15 protein-coding genes are annotated in these 17727 nt (G+C 65.2%); all 15 read left to right on the top strand.

The features are described 5' to 3' along the window. Window positions 1-125 precede the first annotated feature (125 nt). Window positions 126-971, top strand: a complete 846-nt coding sequence (locus AC56LR_RS16615; RefSeq protein ID WP_497131929.1) for a protein phosphatase CheZ — start codon at window positions 126-128, stop codon at window positions 969-971. Continuing rightward, entirely contained in the window at window positions 971-2803 is a 1833-nt protein-coding gene (locus tag AC56LR_RS16610) for a chemotaxis protein CheA (RefSeq protein WP_497131928.1), read from the top strand. Before AC56LR_RS16615 ends, AC56LR_RS16610 begins: the two co-directional genes overlap by 1 nt. 339 nt (window positions 2804-3142) lie before the next feature. After that, window positions 3143-4543 (top strand): 3-isopropylmalate dehydratase large subunit, encoded by a 1401-nt coding sequence (gene leuC, locus AC56LR_RS16605; RefSeq protein WP_497131927.1) that lies wholly within the window; start codon window positions 3143-3145, stop codon window positions 4541-4543. 45 nt (window positions 4544-4588) lie between these two features. Continuing rightward, a complete protein-coding gene (locus AC56LR_RS16600) occupies window positions 4589-4714 on the top strand; it encodes an entericidin A/B family lipoprotein (RefSeq protein ID WP_497131926.1) in 126 nt (41 codons plus the stop codon). Window positions 4715-4754: 40 nt separating this feature from the next. Then, complete coding sequence (gene leuD, locus AC56LR_RS16595; protein ID WP_497131925.1) at window positions 4755-5402, top strand: 3-isopropylmalate dehydratase small subunit; 648 nt, start codon at window positions 4755-4757, stop codon at window positions 5400-5402. A 10-nt stretch (window positions 5403-5412) separates the two neighbouring features. Next, window positions 5413-6483: a 3-isopropylmalate dehydrogenase gene (gene leuB / locus AC56LR_RS16590; RefSeq protein WP_497131924.1), complete on the top strand. Its 1071-nt coding sequence runs from the start codon at window positions 5413-5415 to the stop codon at window positions 6481-6483. A gap of 34 nt (window positions 6484-6517) precedes the next feature. Beyond that, the gene (gene asd / locus AC56LR_RS16585) at window positions 6518-7645 is read left to right on the top strand and encodes an aspartate-semialdehyde dehydrogenase (RefSeq protein WP_497131923.1); all 1128 of its coding nucleotides are present in this window, start codon (window positions 6518-6520) and stop codon (window positions 7643-7645) included. Window positions 7646-7870: 225 nt separating this feature from the next. Further along, on the top strand, window positions 7871-10978 hold the full coding sequence (locus tag AC56LR_RS16580) for a motility hub landmark protein FimV (RefSeq protein ID WP_497131922.1): 3108 nt from the start codon (window positions 7871-7873) through the stop codon (window positions 10976-10978). Next, window positions 10975-11775: a tRNA pseudouridine(38-40) synthase TruA gene (gene truA, locus AC56LR_RS16575; protein WP_497131921.1), complete on the top strand. Its 801-nt coding sequence runs from the start codon at window positions 10975-10977 to the stop codon at window positions 11773-11775. Before AC56LR_RS16580 ends, truA begins: the two co-directional genes overlap by 4 nt. Window positions 11776-11794: 19 nt before the next feature. Next, window positions 11795-12487 (top strand): phosphoribosylanthranilate isomerase, encoded by a 693-nt coding sequence (locus tag AC56LR_RS16570; RefSeq protein WP_497131920.1) that lies wholly within the window; start codon window positions 11795-11797, stop codon window positions 12485-12487. Continuing rightward, window positions 12471-13715 (top strand): tryptophan synthase subunit beta, encoded by a 1245-nt coding sequence (trpB, locus tag AC56LR_RS16565; RefSeq protein ID WP_497131919.1) that lies wholly within the window; start codon window positions 12471-12473, stop codon window positions 13713-13715. The genes AC56LR_RS16570 and trpB overlap by 17 nt, the downstream gene beginning before the upstream one ends. 53 nt (window positions 13716-13768) lie before the next feature. Then, complete coding sequence (gene trpA / locus AC56LR_RS16560; RefSeq protein WP_497131918.1) at window positions 13769-14566, top strand: tryptophan synthase subunit alpha; 798 nt, start codon at window positions 13769-13771, stop codon at window positions 14564-14566. A gap of 299 nt (window positions 14567-14865) precedes the next feature. Further along, window positions 14866-15141 carry a hypothetical protein gene (locus AC56LR_RS16555; RefSeq protein ID WP_497131917.1) on the top strand — a complete coding sequence of 92 codons (276 nt, stop codon included), beginning with the start codon at window positions 14866-14868 and terminating at the stop codon, window positions 15139-15141. A gap of 305 nt (window positions 15142-15446) precedes the next feature. Further along, window positions 15447-16319, top strand: a complete 873-nt coding sequence (gene accD, locus AC56LR_RS16550) for an acetyl-CoA carboxylase, carboxyltransferase subunit beta (RefSeq protein ID WP_497131916.1) — start codon at window positions 15447-15449, stop codon at window positions 16317-16319. Window positions 16320-16416: 97 nt separating this feature from the next. Next, the gene (gene folC / locus AC56LR_RS16545; protein ID WP_497131915.1) at window positions 16417-17715 is read left to right on the top strand and encodes a bifunctional tetrahydrofolate synthase/dihydrofolate synthase; all 1299 of its coding nucleotides are present in this window, start codon (window positions 16417-16419) and stop codon (window positions 17713-17715) included. The last annotated feature ends 12 nt before the right edge of the window (window positions 17716-17727 follow it).

Below are 17727 nucleotides of genomic sequence, written 5' to 3'. Positions count from 1 at the left end.
GCTGCTACACTCCCGTGCAGACTCTCACCATCTGTCACATCGCGCCTTCGCGCGGACCGGATGGCCGCAGCACACACCGACGCACACGCACATCGCGAACCAAACACCATGGAGAAGCAGGGATTATGACTGACGCCGCTGACGATTTCGACGCACTATTCGAGGAAGTGGCGGCCCAGCGCGCCAGCGCGCCTGCTGCCGCCCCGGCGCCTGCCGCCGCCGCTCCCGCCATTGACGAAGACGACCTCGAGTCGCTGTTCGACCAGGTGGCCTCCAGCGCCGCTCCCGTAGCCGCCGCACCGGCGGCGCCGGCCCCGGCCCCGGCCGGCGCCGCGAGCGTCTCCGCCGCCGACGGCGAAAACAGCGGCATGTTCGAACGCCTCGGCGGCATCGTGCGCCTGCTGCACGATTCGCTGCGCGAACTGGGCTACGACAAGGCGCTGACCGAAGCCTCGTCGGCCATAGTCGACGCCCAGGACCGTCTGGAATACGTCGCCACCCTGACCGAACAGGCCGCCAACAAGGTGCTCAATACCCTGGACGACGGCATGCCGGCCCAGGACCTGCTGTCGAAGCAGGCCAAGGACATGGAAACGCGCTGGGCCGACCTGTATGCGGGCAAGCTGAGCCTGGACGAATTCAAGGCCCTGGCCGGCGACTCGCGCCAGTTCGCCACCGTCGTGAACGAAGCGACCGAAGCCGAAAAGGCGCGCCTGCTGGAGATCATGATGGCCCAGGACTTCCAGGACATCACCGGCCAGCTGATCAAGAAAGTGGTCAAGATCACCCAGACGGTCGAGCAGGAACTGGCGCAGCTGCTGCGCGACCACGCGCCGGCCGACCTCAAGGAAAAGCTGGCCAAGAAAGAAGCGCCGCCGCCACCGGCGCCGCTGATGTCGGGCCCGTCAGTGCCGGATTCGGCACTGAATCAGGACAACGTTGACGACCTTCTCGCCGATCTGGGGTTCTAATGGACGATATGCTCAAGGACTTCGTCGTCGAGGCGATGGACCTTGCAGTAAATGTTGAAGAACATTTGCTGCGCCTCGAACGCGATCCGGATAACAAGGAAACGCTCAATGCGGTGTTCCGCTCCTTCCACACCATCAAGGGCGGCGCCGGTTTCATGGGCCTGCCCGCGCTGGTCGCCGCCTGCCACCTGACCGAAAACCTGTTCGACGCCTTGCGTACCGGCCAGGCGCCGGTCACGCCGCTGGCGATCGAAGCGGCGCTGGAAGCCTCGGGCTTCGTGGCCGACCAGCTCAATGACCTGAACAACGGCACGCCGCCGGAAGGCCTGGCGCAAATGCCGGCCGCCCTCGAGCGCATCTTGACGGATGCGATCGAAGGCAAGGCTGCCGCCGCACCGGCGCCTGCCGCTGCCGTGCCGGTAGTGGCGGCCCCCGCCGCAGCTCCCGTGGGCGACGATGGCCTGGACTGGACCGCCATGTACAACGCCGTGGTGCCGGCCGGCGCCGCCATCGCCGCCGGTTCGAGCGCCGATGCGGCGCCTGCCGCCGCCCCGGCCGAAGCCGCAGCGCCGGCACGCGCGGGCGGCTGGGATGGCGTCGATCGCCGCAGCGACAAGGTGGCCGATGCACGTGCCGCCGCCGCGCCTGCGAAAGACGAAAGCATCCGTATCGATGCGGTCAAGCTCGACGCGCTGCTGGAAGTGGCGGGCGAATCGGTGCAGGCCGCCAACCAGGCCGCCGTACTGCTCGAGCGCCTGCAGCAGTTCAAGTTCGAAGGTCCGGCCGCCGCCCTGATGGCCACGCTGACCGAAACGCTGGAACGCGCCTCGCGCTATTCGGCCGAACTGCAGCGCGCCACGCTGGCGACCCGCATGCAGCCGGTGGGCCGCCTGTTCCAGAAATTCCCGCGCCTGGTGCGCGAGCTGGCCAAGGACCTCGGCAAGGACGTCGAGCTGACCATCGAAGGCGCCGAGACGGAAGTCGACCGCGTCGTGGTGGACAGCCTGTACGATCCGCTGGTGCACATGCTGCGCAATGCGCTCGACCACGGTGTCGAGTCGCCGGAAGAGCGTGTCGCCAACGGCAAGCCGGCCAAGGCCTTCATCTTGCTGAAAGCCTGGCAGGAAGCCAACAGCGTCATGATCGTGCTGCAGGATGACGGCAAGGGCATGGACCCGATCAAGCTGCGCAAGAAGGCTATCGACAAGGGCCTGATCGGCGAGAACGGCGCCCAGAGCGACGAAGACGCTTATCAGCTCGTGTTCCTGCCGGGCTTCTCGACGAAAGAAGTCGCGTCGTCCGTCTCGGGCCGCGGCGTGGGCATGGATGTCGTGAAAACGGCGGTGGAAAAGAACCGCGGCGCGATCCGCATCGATTCCTCGCTGGGCAACGGCACCAAGTTCGCGATCCGCCTGCCGATCGAACTGTCGATCGTCCCGACCATGCTGGTGTCGACCTCGAGCGCCTCGCTGGCGCTGCCGATGGCCGTCGTCGAGCGCGTGGTCGAGCTGCCGGAAGAGTTCCAGTGCGTCGGCGGCGCCCCGGTGCTGAAAGACCAGGGCCGCCCGCTGCCGGTGCGTTCCCTCGCCATGGCGCTGGGCTACGAAGCCTGCTCGGAACGCGTCGGCATCGTCATCAACGCACCGCAGCCATATATCCTGGCGGTGGAAGCGGTCGATGGCACGGCCGACCTGGTGATCAAGCCGATGACGGCGCTGTCCGTCGAAGGCATCACCGGTACCGCCCGTTCGGCCGAGGGCGAGCTGGTGCTGGTGGTGGGGCTGTCCTTCCTGATGGATGGGTGCCGCAGCAACGTACGACTGGCCGCGTAGGGCGGTCGGCTTCGCCGACCGCGCGTTCAAATCACGTTTGAACAGCGTCGCGGCAAATCTTCAGCCGGTTGAACGCGCGGTCGGCAGAGCCGACCACCCTACGGTGCAGTGCGCAATACGCACTATCCGTGCCTAGCGTGACAAAAGCGCATACAAAAGCCTGTGCAAGCCGCGCAGGCTTTTTTTATTTGCATATTGACTTGTCTATGCAAATTATATTTGTATGAGTTCACGTTGATTGGCAGAAAAATGCGCCGTCCCCTCTTGGTGCGGCACTGCACAATTATGGCATAATCAAAATCCGGCTCCGCGCAAGCGGTGCGCGCTTACGGATTGACCATGCAAAAAACGCTCTACGACAAACTCTGGGATTCGCATGTCGTGCGTGCCGACCCTGACGGCACCACCGTCCTCTACATCGACCGCCACCTGGTACACGAAGTGACCAGCCCCCAGGCCTTCGAAGGCCTGCGCGAAGCGGGACGGGGACTATGGCGCGCATCAAGCAGCCTGGCGGTGGCCGACCACAACGTGCCGACCACCGACCGTGCCCAGGGCATCCTGGATGCGACTTCGCGCCTGCAGGTCGAGACCCTCGACGCCAACGCCCGGAGCTTCGGGCTGACGTATTTCAACATGAACGACAAGCGCCAGGGCATCGTCCACGTGATCGGGCCGGAGCAGGGCGCCACCTTGCCCGGCATGACCGTGGTCTGCGGCGATTCGCATACCTCGACCCACGGCGCCTTCGGCTGCCTGGCCCACGGCATCGGCACTTCGGAAGTCGAGCACGTGCTGGCCACGCAAACCCTGCTGGCCAAGAAATCGAAGGCGATGCTGGTGCAGGTCGACGGCGATCTGCCGCCGGGTGTCACCGCCAAGGACATTGTGCTGGCCGTGATCGGCAAAATCGGCACCGCCGGCGGCACGGGCTACGCCATCGAATTCGGCGGCTCCACCATCCGCGCGCTGTCGATGGAAGGCCGCATGACGGTCTGTAACATGGCAATCGAAGCGGGCGCCCGCGCCGGCATGGTCGCGGTGGACGACACCACGATTCAATACGTGAAAGGCCGCCCGTTCTCGCCCAATGCCGCGCAATGGGAGCAGGCCGTCGCCTACTGGCGCACCCTCCACTCGGACGAAGGCGCTCGTTTTGATACCGTCGTCACCCTGGATGCCTCCGGGATTCGCCCGCAGGTCACCTGGGGCACCTCGCCCGAGATGGTCACCTCGATCGACGGCCGCGTGCCCGACCCGGGCCTGGAAGCGGACGCCGTGCGCCGCGGCGCGATGGAAAAGGCGCTGGCCTACATGGACCTGGCGCCGAACACCCCGATCGGGCAGATTGCGATCGACAAGGTCTTCATCGGCTCCTGCACCAATTCGCGCATCGAAGACCTGCGCGCGGCAGCCGACGTCGTGCGCGGCCGCCGGCGCGCCGCCAGCGTCAAGCTGGCGATGGTGGTGCCGGGCTCGGGCCTGGTGAAAGAGCAGGCCGAGCGCGAAGGGCTGGACCGCATCTTCCTGGACGCCGGTTTCGAGTGGCGCGAGCCAGGCTGCTCGATGTGCCTGGCCATGAACGCCGACCGGCTCGAGCCGGGCGAGCGCTGCGCCTCGACCTCTAACCGCAATTTCGAGGGACGCCAGGGGCAGGGCGGCCGCACCCACCTGGTCTCGCCCGCGATGGCGGCTGCCGCAGGAATCGCTGGCCACTTTGTCGACGTACGCGCACTTTGATACGTTAATACCGTTTTAACCGTTCTATCGAACCACAGGATCATCATGAAAAAAGTCATCGCTCTCGCAGCACTCGCCGCCTTTGTCCTCACCGGCTGCAACACCATCTCGGGCTTCGGCCGCGATGTGCAGAAGGTCGGCCAGGTCGTCACCGGCGCCGGCGGCAAATAAGTCAATCTACCCGCAAGGGGGGCACGATAAGGCAAGGCAGATGGACAAATTCACCGTACACGAAGGACTGGTAGCGCCGCTGGACCGCGCCAATGTCGATACCGACGCCATCATCCCGAAGCAGTTCCTGAAGTCGATCCGCCGCACCGGCTTCGGCCCCAATTTGTTCGACGAGTGGCGCTACCTCGACCACGGCGAGCCGGGCCAGGACTGTAGCAACCGTCCGCTCAACCCGGACTTCGTGCTGAACCAGCCGCGCTATGCCGGCGCCTCGATCCTGCTGGCGCGCAAGAACTTCGGCTGCGGCTCCTCGCGCGAGCACGCGCCCTGGGCCCTGCAGCAGTACGGTTTTCGCGCCATCGTCGCGCCGAGCTTCGCCGACATCTTCTTCAACAACTGCTACAAGAGCGGCCTGCTGCCGATCGTGCTGGCGGAAGACGCGGTCGAGGACTTGTTCCGGGCGGTGGAGCGCACACCGGGTTTCAGCCTGGTCGTCGACCTGGAGCAGCAACGCATTGGCTCGAAGGACGGCAGCCTGTCGTATGGCTTTGCCATCGACGACTTCCGCAAATACTGCCTGCTGAACGGCCTGGACGACATCGGCCTGACCCTGCGCCATGCCGACGAGATCCGCACGTTCGAGCAGAGTCACCTCGCGGCCCAGCCCTGGCTGGCCAACACCATCTGAAAGAGACTGCATGAAAATCGCAATCCTGCCGGGTGACGGCATCGGCCCCGAGATCATGAACGAAGCGGTCAAGGTGCTCGATGCCCTTGGCGAACCGTTCGAGATGGAGACGGCGCAGGTCGGCGGCGCCGGCTACGCGGCCCACGGCCATCCGCTGCCGGAAGGCACCTTGAAGCTGGCGAAACAGGCCGACGCGGTGCTGTTCGGCGCGGTGGGCGACTACCGGTACGATTCGCTCGAGCGCGCGCTGCGCCCGGAGCAGGCCATCCTCGGATTGCGCAAGGAACTTGGTCTGTTCGCCAACCTGCGCCCGGCCATCCTGTATCCGGAGCTTGCAGGCGCCTCCACATTGAGGCCCGAGGTGGTGTCGGGCCTGGACATCCTGATCATCCGCGAGCTCACCGGCGACATCTATTTCGGCAAGCCGCGCGGCGTGCGCGAATGCCCCGACGGCCCGTTCAAGGGCCAGCGCGAAGGCTTCGACACCATGCGCTATGCCGAAGGCGAGATCCGCCGCATCGCCCACGTCGCCTTCCAGGCCGCGCGCAAACGGAGTCGCCGCGTGACCAGCGTCGACAAGGCCAATGTGCTGGAAACCTTCCAGTTCTGGCGCGATATCGTCACCGAGGTCCACAAGGAATACGCGGACGTCGAGCTCGAACACATGTATGTCGATAACGCGGCCATGCAACTGGTGCGCGCACCGAAGAAATTCGACGTCCTCGTCACCGGCAACATGTTCGGCGACATCCTGTCCGATTGCGCCGCCATGCTGACCGGTTCGATCGGCATGCTGCCCTCGGCTTCGCTCGATGCGAACAACAAGGGCCTGTACGAGCCCTCGCACGGTTCGGCGCCGGACATCGCGGGCAAGGGCGTGGCCAATCCGCTGGCGACCATCCTGTCTGCCGCGATGATGCTGCGCTTTACTTTTGGGCGCGTCGAGCAGGCCGAGCGCATCGAGGCCGCCGTCAAGCGCGTGCTGGCCCAGGGCCTGCGCACTCCCGATATTTACGAGGCCGGCACCAAGCGGGTCAGCACCCGCGAGATGGGCGCTGCGGTGGTCGCCGCCCTCCAGTAAAATATTCGCAAATTTTGATACCTGAGAGAAGACAATGACTTTAGTAGGCCTGGTAGGTTGGCGCGGCATGGTGGGTTCGGTCCTGATGCAGCGCATGCAGGAAGAGGGCGATTTCGACCACATCGAGCCGGTGTTCTTCACCACCTCGAACCCGGGTGGCGCCGCGCCAGCCATGGCGAAGAACGAAACCACCTTGAAAAGCGCCAGCGACATCGCTGAACTGGGCAAGTGCGAGATCATCATCTCCTGCCAGGGCGGCGACTACACCAGCGAAGTCTTCCCGCAGCTGCGCGCCAGCGGCTGGAACGGCTACTGGATCGACGCCGCCTCGACCCTGCGCATGAACGAAGACGCGGTCATCGTGCTCGATCCGGTCAACAAGGACGTGATCAAGAACGCCATGGCGCGCGGCGTGAAAAACTACATTGGCGGCAACTGCACGGTGTCCTGCATGCTGATCGGCCTGGGCGGCCTGTTCGAGCAGGGCCTGGTCGAGTGGATGACGTCCATGACCTACCAGGCGGCGTCCGGCGGCGGCGCCCAGCACATGCGCGAGCTGCTGACCCAGTTCGGCACCATCAACGGCGCCGTCAAGCCGCTGCTGGACAACCCGGCCTCGGCCATCCTCGAGATCGACCGCACCGTGCTGGCGACCCAGCATGGCTTGTCAAGCGAAGAGACGAAGCAGTTCGGCGTGCCGCTGGCCGGCAACCTGATCCCGTGGATCGACAAGGACCTGGGCAACGGCCAGTCGAAAGAAGAATGGAAGGCCGGCGCCGAGACCAACAAGATCCTCGGCCGCGGCGAAGGTTTTGGCTCGCGCGCGATTCCGGTGGACGGCCTGTGCGTGCGCATCGGCGCCATGCGCTGCCATTCGCAGGCGCTGACCATCAAGCTCACCCGCGACGTGCCGCTCGACGAGATCAACGACATCATCGCCTCGCACAACCAGTGGGTGAAGGTGGTGCCGAACACGCGCGAAGCCTCGATGCGCGAGCTGTCGCCGGCTGCAGTCACCGGTCGCCTGACGATTCCCGTGGGACGCCTGCGCAAGATGTCGATGGGCGGCGACTACCTGTCGGCCTTCACCGTCGGCGACCAGCTGCTGTGGGGCGCGGCCGAACCGCTGCGCCGCATGCTGCGCATCGTGCTCGACAAATGATGTAGAAGCAGGCGGGCGCAGCCATGCGCCCGTGCCGGGTTCCGCGGCCTTGTCGCGGGACCGTATTGGAACATCATCGGTGGCGGGTTTTTCCGCCAATCTGGCCACACTTCCCCTCTCACGGGAAGGAGTTGTGCGCGGAGAGCTTGCATGCTCCAGAGCATGATGATATGTTGAGACTCCCGGGGACTTTCTTGCCCAGAGCCAACTATTTCACTGCCAATTATGCACCTTCCTCACCGTCCTGCGCTCATGGCGTTTGCGCTGAAAACAGTCACCGCGGCAGTCGCCAGTGCCGTGCTCCTGTCGCCTGCCGCCTCGGCTGCCGGCCTCGGCAAGCTGTCGGTGCTGTCGGCCCTCGGCCAGCCGCTGCGCGCCGAGATCGAACTGACGACCACGGCGGGCGAAGATGCGTCCAGCCTGGCAGTGAAACTGGCCTCGCCGGAAGCCTTCCGCGCGGCCAATATCGAATTCAATCCGGCGCTGCTGTCGCTGCGCTTCAACGTCGAGACCCGCGCCGGCCGCCAGATCATCCGCGTGAGCTCGACCCAGCCGCTCAACGAGCCCTTCGTCGACATGCTGCTCGAGCTGTCCTGGAATAACGGCCGCCTGGTACGCGAATACACCTTCCTGCTCGACCCGGCCGAACTGCGCACCACCCAGCCGGCCCAGGTCGCCGCCGAGGCCCCGCGCCCGGCAGCCGCCACGGCGCCTGCCGCTGCTGCGGCCCAGCCGCGCGCGGCGACGGCGCAGCCGGCCCCGGTGCAGGAGCCGCGCCGCGAGACGGCAGCCCCGAGCCCGCGCGCCGCGCCGGCCGTCGATGCGCCGTCGAGCTATCGCGTGCGCCAGGGCGACACCCTGAGCAAGATCGCGACCAGGCTGAAACCCGCCGACATCTCGCTCGACATGATGCTGGTGTCGCTCTACCGCGCCAATCCGGATGCCTTCATCGGCAACAACATGAACCGCCTGAAGTCGGGTCAGATCCTGTCCGTGCCGGATGCCGGCGCACTGCGCGGCGGCGGCGAGGGCGAGGCCAATGCCGTCGTCGTCGCCCACGCCGCCGATTTCAACGCCTACCGTAACAAGCTCGCCGGCCAGGTGGCCAGCGCCGCGCCTCAGCGCACCCCGCAGGCAGGCCAGAGCGCGACCGGCAAGATCACCGCCAAGGTCGAGGAACGCCCGACCGCGGCCAACGAATCGCAGGACCAGCTGCGCCTGTCGAAGGCGACCCAGGCCGCGGCCGGCGCCGCAGGCGCCACCGCCAGCGCCGAAGACCGCATCGCACGCGAACGCGAACTGGCCCAGGCCCAGGCCAGGGTCACGGAACTCGAACGCAACGTCAGCGAACTGGAAACGCTGATGACGGTGAAGAGCCGTACCGGGACCGACACCCAGAATGCCGCGGCAGCCGGCGCCGCCGGAGCAGCGGCAGGCGCCGCGGCCGGCAAGATCGCAGAAACCACGCCTGTGCCTGCGCCGAAGCCGGCCGACAAGGCCGTGGCCAAGCCGAAGAAAAAAGCCAAGCCTGAGGAAAAGACCCTGGCTGACACGCTGATGGACAACATCAACCTGGTCGCCGCCGGCGCCGCCGTGCTGCTGCTCGGAGCCTTCGGCCTGTCGCGCCGCAAGAAAAAGAAAGACAACGAACGCATCCTGGACGCCGAGCCCTCGGTGCTGGGCGTGCCCACCAAGGCCGCGCACTCGCTGTTCGCGGAAGCGGGCGGCCAGAGCGTCGATACCAGCAACAGCGTGTTCAACTCGAGCTTCGCGCCTTCGGCTTCGCAGCTCGACACCAATGAAGTCGACCCGGTCGCCGAAGCCGACGTGTATATCGCCTATGGCCGCGACGCCCAGGCCGAAGAAATCCTGAAGGAAGCCCTGCGCAACCATCCGGAGCGCCATGCGGTGCGCCTCAAGCTGCTCGAGATCTATGCCGCGCGCAAGGACACGCGCGCGTTTGAAGCCCAGGCCAGCGAACTGTTTGGCATCACGCGCGGGCAGGGCGACGAATGGGCGCAGGCGGTGGCGCTGGGCCAGAGCATCGACCCATCCAACCCGCTGTATGCCAGCGCCAGCGGCGCAGCGCCCGTGGCGCACGTGCCGAGCCCCCAGGAACGCGACCAGCAGTCGCTGCTCTCGCAGCAGCTGGAAGACGCCTTCCGCAGCGGCGGCCCGGGCTCGGCGTTTGGTGCCGGCGCGGCTGCCGGCGCACTGGCCGGTGGTGCGGCTTATGCCGCGATGGACCACGACCAGGATGCAACGGCAGTGCCGGCAGCAAGCAACGTCGCCGAGCAGCGCGCCGACGACAATGCGCTCGACTTCGACCTGGGCGGCCTGAGCTTCGAGCCGGTGAGCAGCAGCGAGCCGATCGCGATGGGCGGACCGTATTCGCCGGAGCAGGACGAGACTGCCGTGCCCGACCTCGATTTCGCGCTCGATCCCGTTACCCCGGCCGACATCACCGCGGCCCCGGCCCCGGCGTCGGAAGAACCCTTTGACCTCGCCTTCGACATGAGCTTCGGCGAGCCGGATGCGCCGCAGGCGCAAGCGGCCCAGGCTTCGAGCAACGCGCCGGGCATGGATGTCGACCTGGCCGGCCTGGCCGCCGACTTCGACCTGCCGCCGCTGCCTGCCGTCACCGAGGACGAGGTGCCGATGGCTGCGCCTTCCGCTGCACCGGCTGCCAACCAGGATCCGCTGTTCGACCTCGACATGATGGACTTCGGCCTGCCCGCCACGCCGGCCGCGCCGGCGGCGGTCGCCGAGGCCACGCCTTTCCACGACGAGCTGCCTGCCATCGTCGCCACGCCTGCAAGCTCCGGGGTGGCGGACGATCCGCTGTTCGACCTCGATACCATGGACTTCGGCAGCCCGTCCGACTATGCCCAGGCGGCACCGGCGCCGACCGAGGCTCACGTCGAACCTTTCGAATTCGACGCGCCACCGGCCGCCGAGCAGCCACGCGTAGCGCCGCAGGCCTTCGGCCAGCAGTTCGCATCCGATGAAGATCCGTTCGCGCTGCCGGACATGCCGATGGCGGCACCCGCCGAGGCCGCGCCATCCTTCGACTTGACCGACATCGACCTCGACCTGCCGGCAACGAGTCAGCCGGCGGTGGCCGATGCCGATTTGCCTGAGCCGGGCGAGGCGCTGGCGCCGGGTGCGATGTCGCCCGAGCACATGGAAATGGAAACCAAGCTTGATCTCGCCATCGCCTACCAGGAAATCGGCGACAAGGAAGGCGCGCGCGAGCTGCTCGATGAAGTCATCAAGGGTGGCAACAGCGAACAGGTGAGCAAGGCCAGCTCGATGCGCACCCTGCTCGCGTGAGGCGCATCGCACTAGGTCTCCAGTACGTCGGCACGGGCTGGAACGGTTACCAGAAACAGCCCGACCGGAACACCGTCCAGGACCGGCTCGAGATCGCACTCGAGAAGTTCGCCTGCACGCCGCTGGCCACGACCTGCGCCGGCCGCACCGACGCCGGCGTGCACGGCCTCGAGCAGGTCATCCACTTCGACACGGAACTCGACCGCGCCACCCAGAGCTGGGTGCGCGGCGTGAACACCTTCCTGCCCGATTCGATCGCGGTGCGCTGGGCCCATGAAACCCAGCCGGAGCTGGACGGCCTGGAATTCCACGCGCGCTTCTCGGCGCGCTCGCGTACCTATCACTACGTGCTCTACAACCATCCGACCCCGTCGGCGCTGCTGGCCGGCCGGGCAGGGTGGGTATTCCGCCCGCTCGACCTGGACGCCATGCGCGAGGCGGCGCGCCACCTGGTCGGCGAACACGATTTTTCGGCCTTCCGCGCGGCCAGCTGCCAGGCCAATACCCCGGTCAAGCTGATGCACGAAGTCGGTATCCAGCGCTACGGCGACGTGATCGTCTTCACCGTGCGCGCCAGCGCCTTCCTGCACCACATGGTGCGCAACATCGTCGGCTCGCTGGTGTATGTAGGCACCGGGCGCCACAAGCCGGAGTGGATGGCCGAGGTGCTGGCCAGCCGCTCGCGCGACGTGGCCGCGCCCACCTTCATGCCGGACGGCCTGTATTTGGCCAAAATCGATTACGATCCACGCTGGGGACTTCCGCAGGAGGCGGTCTCGCCCTTGCCCTGGCTATAGAGCCTTCCTTAGGATCGTTATGCAACGCACCCGTATCAAAATCTGCGGCATCACGCGCGAGGAAGACCTGCGCGCGGCCATCGACGCCGGCGCCGATGCGCTGGGTTTCGTGTTCTACCCGAAGAGCCCGCGCTACGTGACGCCCGAACGGGCAGGGGAGCTGTGCGCCGCGCTGCCGCCTTACGTGAGCGCGGTGGCGCTGTTCGTCAACGCAAGCATCGATGAAGTGCGGGCGGTGGCGGCGAACGGCCCGCTGTCGCTGATCCAGTTCCATGGCGACGAAACGGCCGAGGAATGCGCGGCGGTGGCGGCGGCGGTGCAGCGGCCCTTCGTGCGCGCCTTCAGGGTGCGGCCGGACACGACCCAGGATGAACTGCTAGAATACGAGCGTGCATACCGCGCCGCCAGCACCTGGTTTTCGGGCCTTTTGCTCGACACCTGGGTCGATGCCTACGGCGGCACAGGAAAGGTTTTCGATTGGTCTCTCATCCCAAAAGAGCTCGCGCCTCGGGTCGTTTTGAGTGGTGGCTTGAACGTACAAAACGCGACTGACGCGGTGGTACGTGTTCGTCCCTTCGCGGTCGACGTCAGCAGTGGCGTCGAAGCGCAGAAGGGCATCAAGGATGCCCGCAAGCTCGCCGATTTCATCAAGGCGGTGCGGGCGGCCGACGCTATCCATTCGAGTGAGACATCCCATGAAAGAACTGCCTAGCCGCGGCACTGCCGCCCTGTTCAAGAACACCGCTTACCAGCTGCCCGACACCTCGGGCCATTTCGGCCCCTACGGCGGCAGCTTCGTCGCCGAAACCCTCTCGCATGCCCTGGCCGAGCTGAGCGAAGCCTACGCCCGCTACTCGCAAGATCCCGAATTCCTCGACGAATACCGCTACGAGCTGGCCCATTTCGTCGGCCGTCCCTCGCCCGTGTACCACGCCAAGCGCTGGTCCGAGCAAACCGGCGGCGCGCAGATCTTCTTCAAGCGCGAAGACCTGAACCATACCGGCGCCCACAAGATCAACAACGTGATCGGCCAGGCCCTGCTGGCGCGCCGGATGGGCAAGAAGCGCATCATCGCTGAAACCGGCGCCGGCCAGCACGGCGTGGCCACCGCCACCATCTGCGCCCGTTTCGGCCTGGAGTGCGTGGTCTACATGGGCAGCGAAGACGTCAAGCGCCAGGCCCAGAACGTCTACCGCATGAAACTGCTGGGCGCGACCGTGGTGCCCGTCGAATCGGGCTCCAGGACCCTGAAGGACGCGCTCAACGAAGCGATGCGCGACTGGGTCACCAACATCGAAAACACCTTCTACATCATCGGCACGGTGGCCGGCCCGCATCCTTACCCGATGATGGTGCGCGACTTCCAGTCGGTGATCGGCGAAGAGTGCCGGGTGCAGATGCCGGCCATGACCGGGCGCCAGCCCGACTACGTCATCGCCTGCATCGGCGGCGGCTCCAACGCCATGGGCATCTTCTATCCGTATATCGACGAGCCGGGCGTGAAACTGGTGGGCGTCGAGGCGGCGGGCGAGGGCCTGGACTCGGGCAAGCATGCGGCTTCGCTCACGGCCGGTTTTCCGGGTGTGTTGCACGGTAACCGCACCTATTTGCTGCAGGACGCGAACGGCCAGATCATCGAGACGCATTCGGTGTCGGCAGGCCTGGATTATCCGGGCGTGGGGCCCGAGCACGCATGGCTGAAAGATTCGCTGCGCGCAGAATACGTGTCGATCACCGACGACGAAGCGCTGCAGGCTTTCCACGACTGCTGCCGCATCGAGGGGATCATCCCGGCGCTCGAGTCCTCGCACGCGATCGCGTATGCGGTGAAGCTGGCCGCCACGCTGCCGAAGGACCAGCTCATCCTGGTCAATTTGTCGGGCCGCGGCGACAAGGACATGCACACGGTGGCGCAAAGGATGGGGCTCGATTTCAGCTGACGCGCGTCGGCCGTCGTTCCCCTCCCTTCGTGTAGCTTGAATGAAAGAACCGCATGTCCCGTATCGAATCGACCTTTGCTGCGCTCAAGGCGCAGGACAAGACCGGCCTGGTCACCTTCATCACCGCCGGCGACCCGGCGCCCGAACTGACCGTGCCGCTGATGCACGCCCTGGTGGAGGGCGGCGCCAACGTGCTGGAGCTGGGCGTCCCCTTTTCCGACCCGATGGCCGAAGGCCCGGTCATCCAGCGCGCCTGCGAACGCGCCCTGAAATTCGGCATCGGCCTGCCGGACGTATTTAACTTCGTGCGCGAGTTCCGCCGGAAGGACAGCACCACGCCGGTGGTCCTGATGGGCTACGCCAATCCGATCGAGCGCATGGGTCCCGACAACTTCATCCGCCTCGCCAAGGAAGCCGGCGCCGACGGCGCCATCGTCGTCGACTACCCGCCGGAAGAGTGCGCGTCGTTTGCCGAGGCCATGCGCGCCAACGGCCTGGACCTGATCTTCCTGTTGGCCCCGACCTCGACCACCGCGCGCGTGCAGCAGGTGGCGCGATACGGCAGCGGCTTCAGCTATTACGTCTCGCTCAAGGGCGTGACCGGCGCCGGCACCATCGACACGCAAGACGTGGCGCGCCGCGTCGCCGCCATCCGCGAGCACGTCAAGCTGCCGATCGGCGTGGGCTTCGGCATCCGCGACGGCGCCACCGCCCGGGCCGTGGCCGAAGTGGCCGACGCCGTCGTCATCGGCAGCCGCATCATCCAGGAACTCGAATCGGTGCCGAAAGACCAGGCCGTGGATGCCGTCCGCGCCTTCACCACCACCATCCGCACCGCCCTCGACGCTTGACCCCTGGGGTCAGAGTTGAATTGTTGGACAACTTTCAAAAGTTTCCTGCAATTCGACTCCGACCCTATTTATCAGCAGGCGTACCCAGGCACTAATTAATTAGGGTCAGAGTCGAATTATTGGGAAACTTCACAAAGTTGCTCAACAATTTGACTCTGACCCTCATTATTTTCCGAACCTACTTATAGTTGACTGGTTGTTTTTGCGCAGTGCAACTCTTGCGTTGCGCCGCGTAAAGGTATGGAAAGTTCGCTTACATTGAGGTCGTATTTCCAACCTTCAACTAAAAAGGATACTCAATGAAAATACAAGTCACAAAGGTTTCCGTTGGCCAGTCGGCCAAGGTTATGGCGATGCTGTACTTGTTGTTATCCATACCGATCGTGGCCGTCATCGCTGTATTCGCCCTCGCTGGTGGCCAGGGCAACCTCGTCTTCTTGTTGCTCCTGGCACCTGCGTTCTATGCCGCGGCCGCATTTGTTGGCACAGCTTTTTCGGCCTGGCTTTATAACCTTGCAGCCAAGAAGGTCGGCGGTTTCGAATACACCACTTCCGAGATCGCGGAAGCTTCCTGACCATCGTTCAGCGTCTGGCAAGCAAGAAAGCTAATTAGGGTCAGAGTCGAATTATTGGGAAACATTCTAAAGTTTCCTGTAATTCGACTCTGACCCTAATTATTTTGCAACAGACCTGCTCACCGGCAATTAGGGTCGGAGTCGCATTGTGGGAAATTTCGGGAAATTGCTCAATAATTTGACTCTGACCCCAAGGTGGGGGAGATGATGTCAGGATGCTAATTGGTAGCCAGACATGATTCGACAAGCGGGTTCTGAGCGGCTACACTACCGCCACCTCGAAGAACTGCCGCAAGGAGAAAAAGATGAGTTGGCTAGAAAAACTGCTGCCCCCACGGATCCAGCGCTCCGATGCCGCCAACCGCAAGACCATGCCCGAAGGGCTGTGGGTCAAGTGCCCATCGTGCGAAGCGGTGTTGTACCGGGCCGACCTGGAGTCGAACCTGCACGTGTGCCCGAAGTGCGACCATCACATGCGTATCCGCGCCCGCGAGCGCCTCGACGGGCTGCTCGATGCCGGCGGCCGCTATGAAATCGGCCAGGAAACCCTGCCGGTCGATACGCTGAAGTTCAAGGACAGCAAGAAATACCCGGACCGCCTGAAGTCGGCCATGGAAGCCACCGGCGAGACCGATGCGCTGATCGTCCAGGGCGGCTCGATCATGAGCCTGCCGGTCGTCGTCGCCTGCTTCGAATTCGAATTCATGGGCGGCTCGATGGGCTCGGTCGTAGGCGAGCGGTTCGCTAGAGGCGCCCAGGTGGCGCTCGAGCAGAAGGTGCCCTTCATCTGCATTACCGCCACGGGCGGTGCGCGCATGCAGGAAGGCCTGCTGTCGCTGCTGCAGATGGCCAAGACCACGGCCATGCTGACCAAGCTGTCGGAAAAGAAGCTGCCATTCATCAGCGTACTGACCGACCCGACCATGGGCGGCGTGTCCGCCTCGTTCGCCTTCATGGGCGACGTCGTGATCGCCGAGCCGAAAGCGCTGATCGGCTTTGCCGGCCCGCGCGTGATCGAGAACACCGTGCGCGAAAAGCTGCCGGAAGGCTTCCAGCGCGCCGAATTCCTGGTCCAGAAGGGCGCCGTCGACATGATCGTCGACCGCCGCAAGATGCGCGAAGAAATCGCGCGCCTGCTGGCCCTGCTGCAGAACCAGGCGGTCGAAGTCCTCGCCTGATCCCGTTCGCGGAACGGATGCCACGCATCCGTTCCGCGCATGTGCGCGTCCATCGCGCATGAGTACCGTGCCCCGCACGCACCATCGAAGTCCATCCATGCCCACTACCCCGACCACCTTGCCCGACTGGCTGGCGCTGCTCGAGTCACGCCATGCCGAAACCCATATCGACATGGGACTGGACCGCGTGCGCGCCGTCAAGGAGCGCCTGCAGCTCGCCTTTGCCTGCCCCGTGATCATGGTGGCCGGCACCAACGGCAAGGGCTCGACCTGCGCGATGCTGGAGGCCATGCTGCTGCAATGCGGCTACCGCGTGGGCCTGTACATCAAGCCGCACTTCCTCGACTTTAACGAGCGCGCCCGCATCAATGGTGAGATGGCCTCGAACGAAGCCCTGGTGGCAGCCTTCGATGCGGTGGAAAGCGTGCGCGGCGACGTGTCGCTCACGTACTTCGAATTCACCACGCTGGCGATCATGCACCTGATCTCGCAGTCGAACGTCGACGTGGCCATCCTCGAAGTCGGCCTGGGCGGGCGCCTCGATGCGGTCAACGTGGTCGACGCCGACGTGGCGATCGTCACCAGCGTCGACATCGACCACACCGACTACCTCGGCGACACGCGCGAAAAAATCGGCTTCGAGAAAGCCGGCATTTTCCGCGCCGGCAAAACGGCCATCTGCAGCGACCCGGTACCGCCGCAATCGCTCATCGACCATGCGCAGGCCATCGGCGCCGACCTGTGGCTGCTGGGGCGCGACTTCAACTACCAGGGCGACCAGCAGCAATGGAGCTACGGCGGGCGCGGCCAGCGCCGCAATTCGCTGGCCTATCCGGCCCTGCGCGGCGCCAACCAGCTGCTCAATGCCTCGGCCGCGCTGGCCGCGCTCGAAGTGCTGCGCATGCAGCTGCCCTGCGGCGCCCAGGAAGTGCGCGCCGGCCTGGCGCTGGTCGAGCTGCCGGGACGCTTCCAGGTGCTGCCGGGACGCCCGACCCAGGTGCTCGACGTCGCCCACAATCCGCACGCCGCCGCGACCCTCGCGCAGAACCTCGGCAACATGGGCTTCCACCGCTTTACCTATGCGGTGTTCGGCATCATGGAAGACAAGGACATCGATGCGGTCATCGCGCCGATGGCCCAATACATCGACCACTGGTGCGTGACCGCGCTGCCCTCGCCACGCTCGGCACAGCCTGCACAACTGGCGGAAAAACTGGAAGCATTGAAGCCCGCAGGCGCGAAAACCGACGACTTTTCGGTCGCCACTTTCGCCAATCCTGCCGAGGCGTATGCGAATGCGGTGAGTCGGGCAGGGGAGAATGATAGAATTGTGGTCTTTGGTTCGTTCTACACGGTCGCCGGCGTGATGGCGGCCCGTAAATCCTCTCTACACTGATACCTGAAACGC

The organism is Telluria sp. ZT3P39, assembly GCF_059685935.1.
The sequence above is the reverse complement of the archived record's forward strand: the minus strand, read 5'-3'. Positions and strand labels throughout refer to the sequence as shown.

Coding starts and splice junctions, on each gene's coding strand:
- AC56LR_RS16615 (WP_497131929.1), top strand. CDS start 126: ATGACTGACGCCGCTGACGATTTCGACGCACTATTCGAGGAAGTGGCG.
- AC56LR_RS16610 (WP_497131928.1), top strand. CDS start 971: ATGGACGATATGCTCAAGGACTTCGTCGTCGAGGCGATGGACCTTGCA.
- leuC (WP_497131927.1), top strand. CDS start 3,143: ATGCAAAAAACGCTCTACGACAAACTCTGGGATTCGCATGTCGTGCGT.
- AC56LR_RS16600 (WP_497131926.1), top strand. CDS start 4,589: ATGAAAAAAGTCATCGCTCTCGCAGCACTCGCCGCCTTTGTCCTCACC.
- leuD (WP_497131925.1), top strand. CDS start 4,755: ATGGACAAATTCACCGTACACGAAGGACTGGTAGCGCCGCTGGACCGC.
- leuB (WP_497131924.1), top strand. CDS start 5,413: ATGAAAATCGCAATCCTGCCGGGTGACGGCATCGGCCCCGAGATCATG.
- asd (WP_497131923.1), top strand. CDS start 6,518: ATGACTTTAGTAGGCCTGGTAGGTTGGCGCGGCATGGTGGGTTCGGTC.
- AC56LR_RS16580 (WP_497131922.1), top strand. CDS start 7,871: ATGCACCTTCCTCACCGTCCTGCGCTCATGGCGTTTGCGCTGAAAACA.
- AC56LR_RS16570 (WP_497131920.1), top strand. CDS start 11,795: ATGCAACGCACCCGTATCAAAATCTGCGGCATCACGCGCGAGGAAGAC.
- trpB (WP_497131919.1), top strand. CDS start 12,471: ATGAAAGAACTGCCTAGCCGCGGCACTGCCGCCCTGTTCAAGAACACC.
- trpA (WP_497131918.1), top strand. CDS start 13,769: ATGTCCCGTATCGAATCGACCTTTGCTGCGCTCAAGGCGCAGGACAAG.
- AC56LR_RS16555 (WP_497131917.1), top strand. CDS start 14,866: ATGAAAATACAAGTCACAAAGGTTTCCGTTGGCCAGTCGGCCAAGGTT.
- accD (WP_497131916.1), top strand. CDS start 15,447: ATGAGTTGGCTAGAAAAACTGCTGCCCCCACGGATCCAGCGCTCCGAT.
- folC (WP_497131915.1), top strand. CDS start 16,417: ATGCCCACTACCCCGACCACCTTGCCCGACTGGCTGGCGCTGCTCGAG.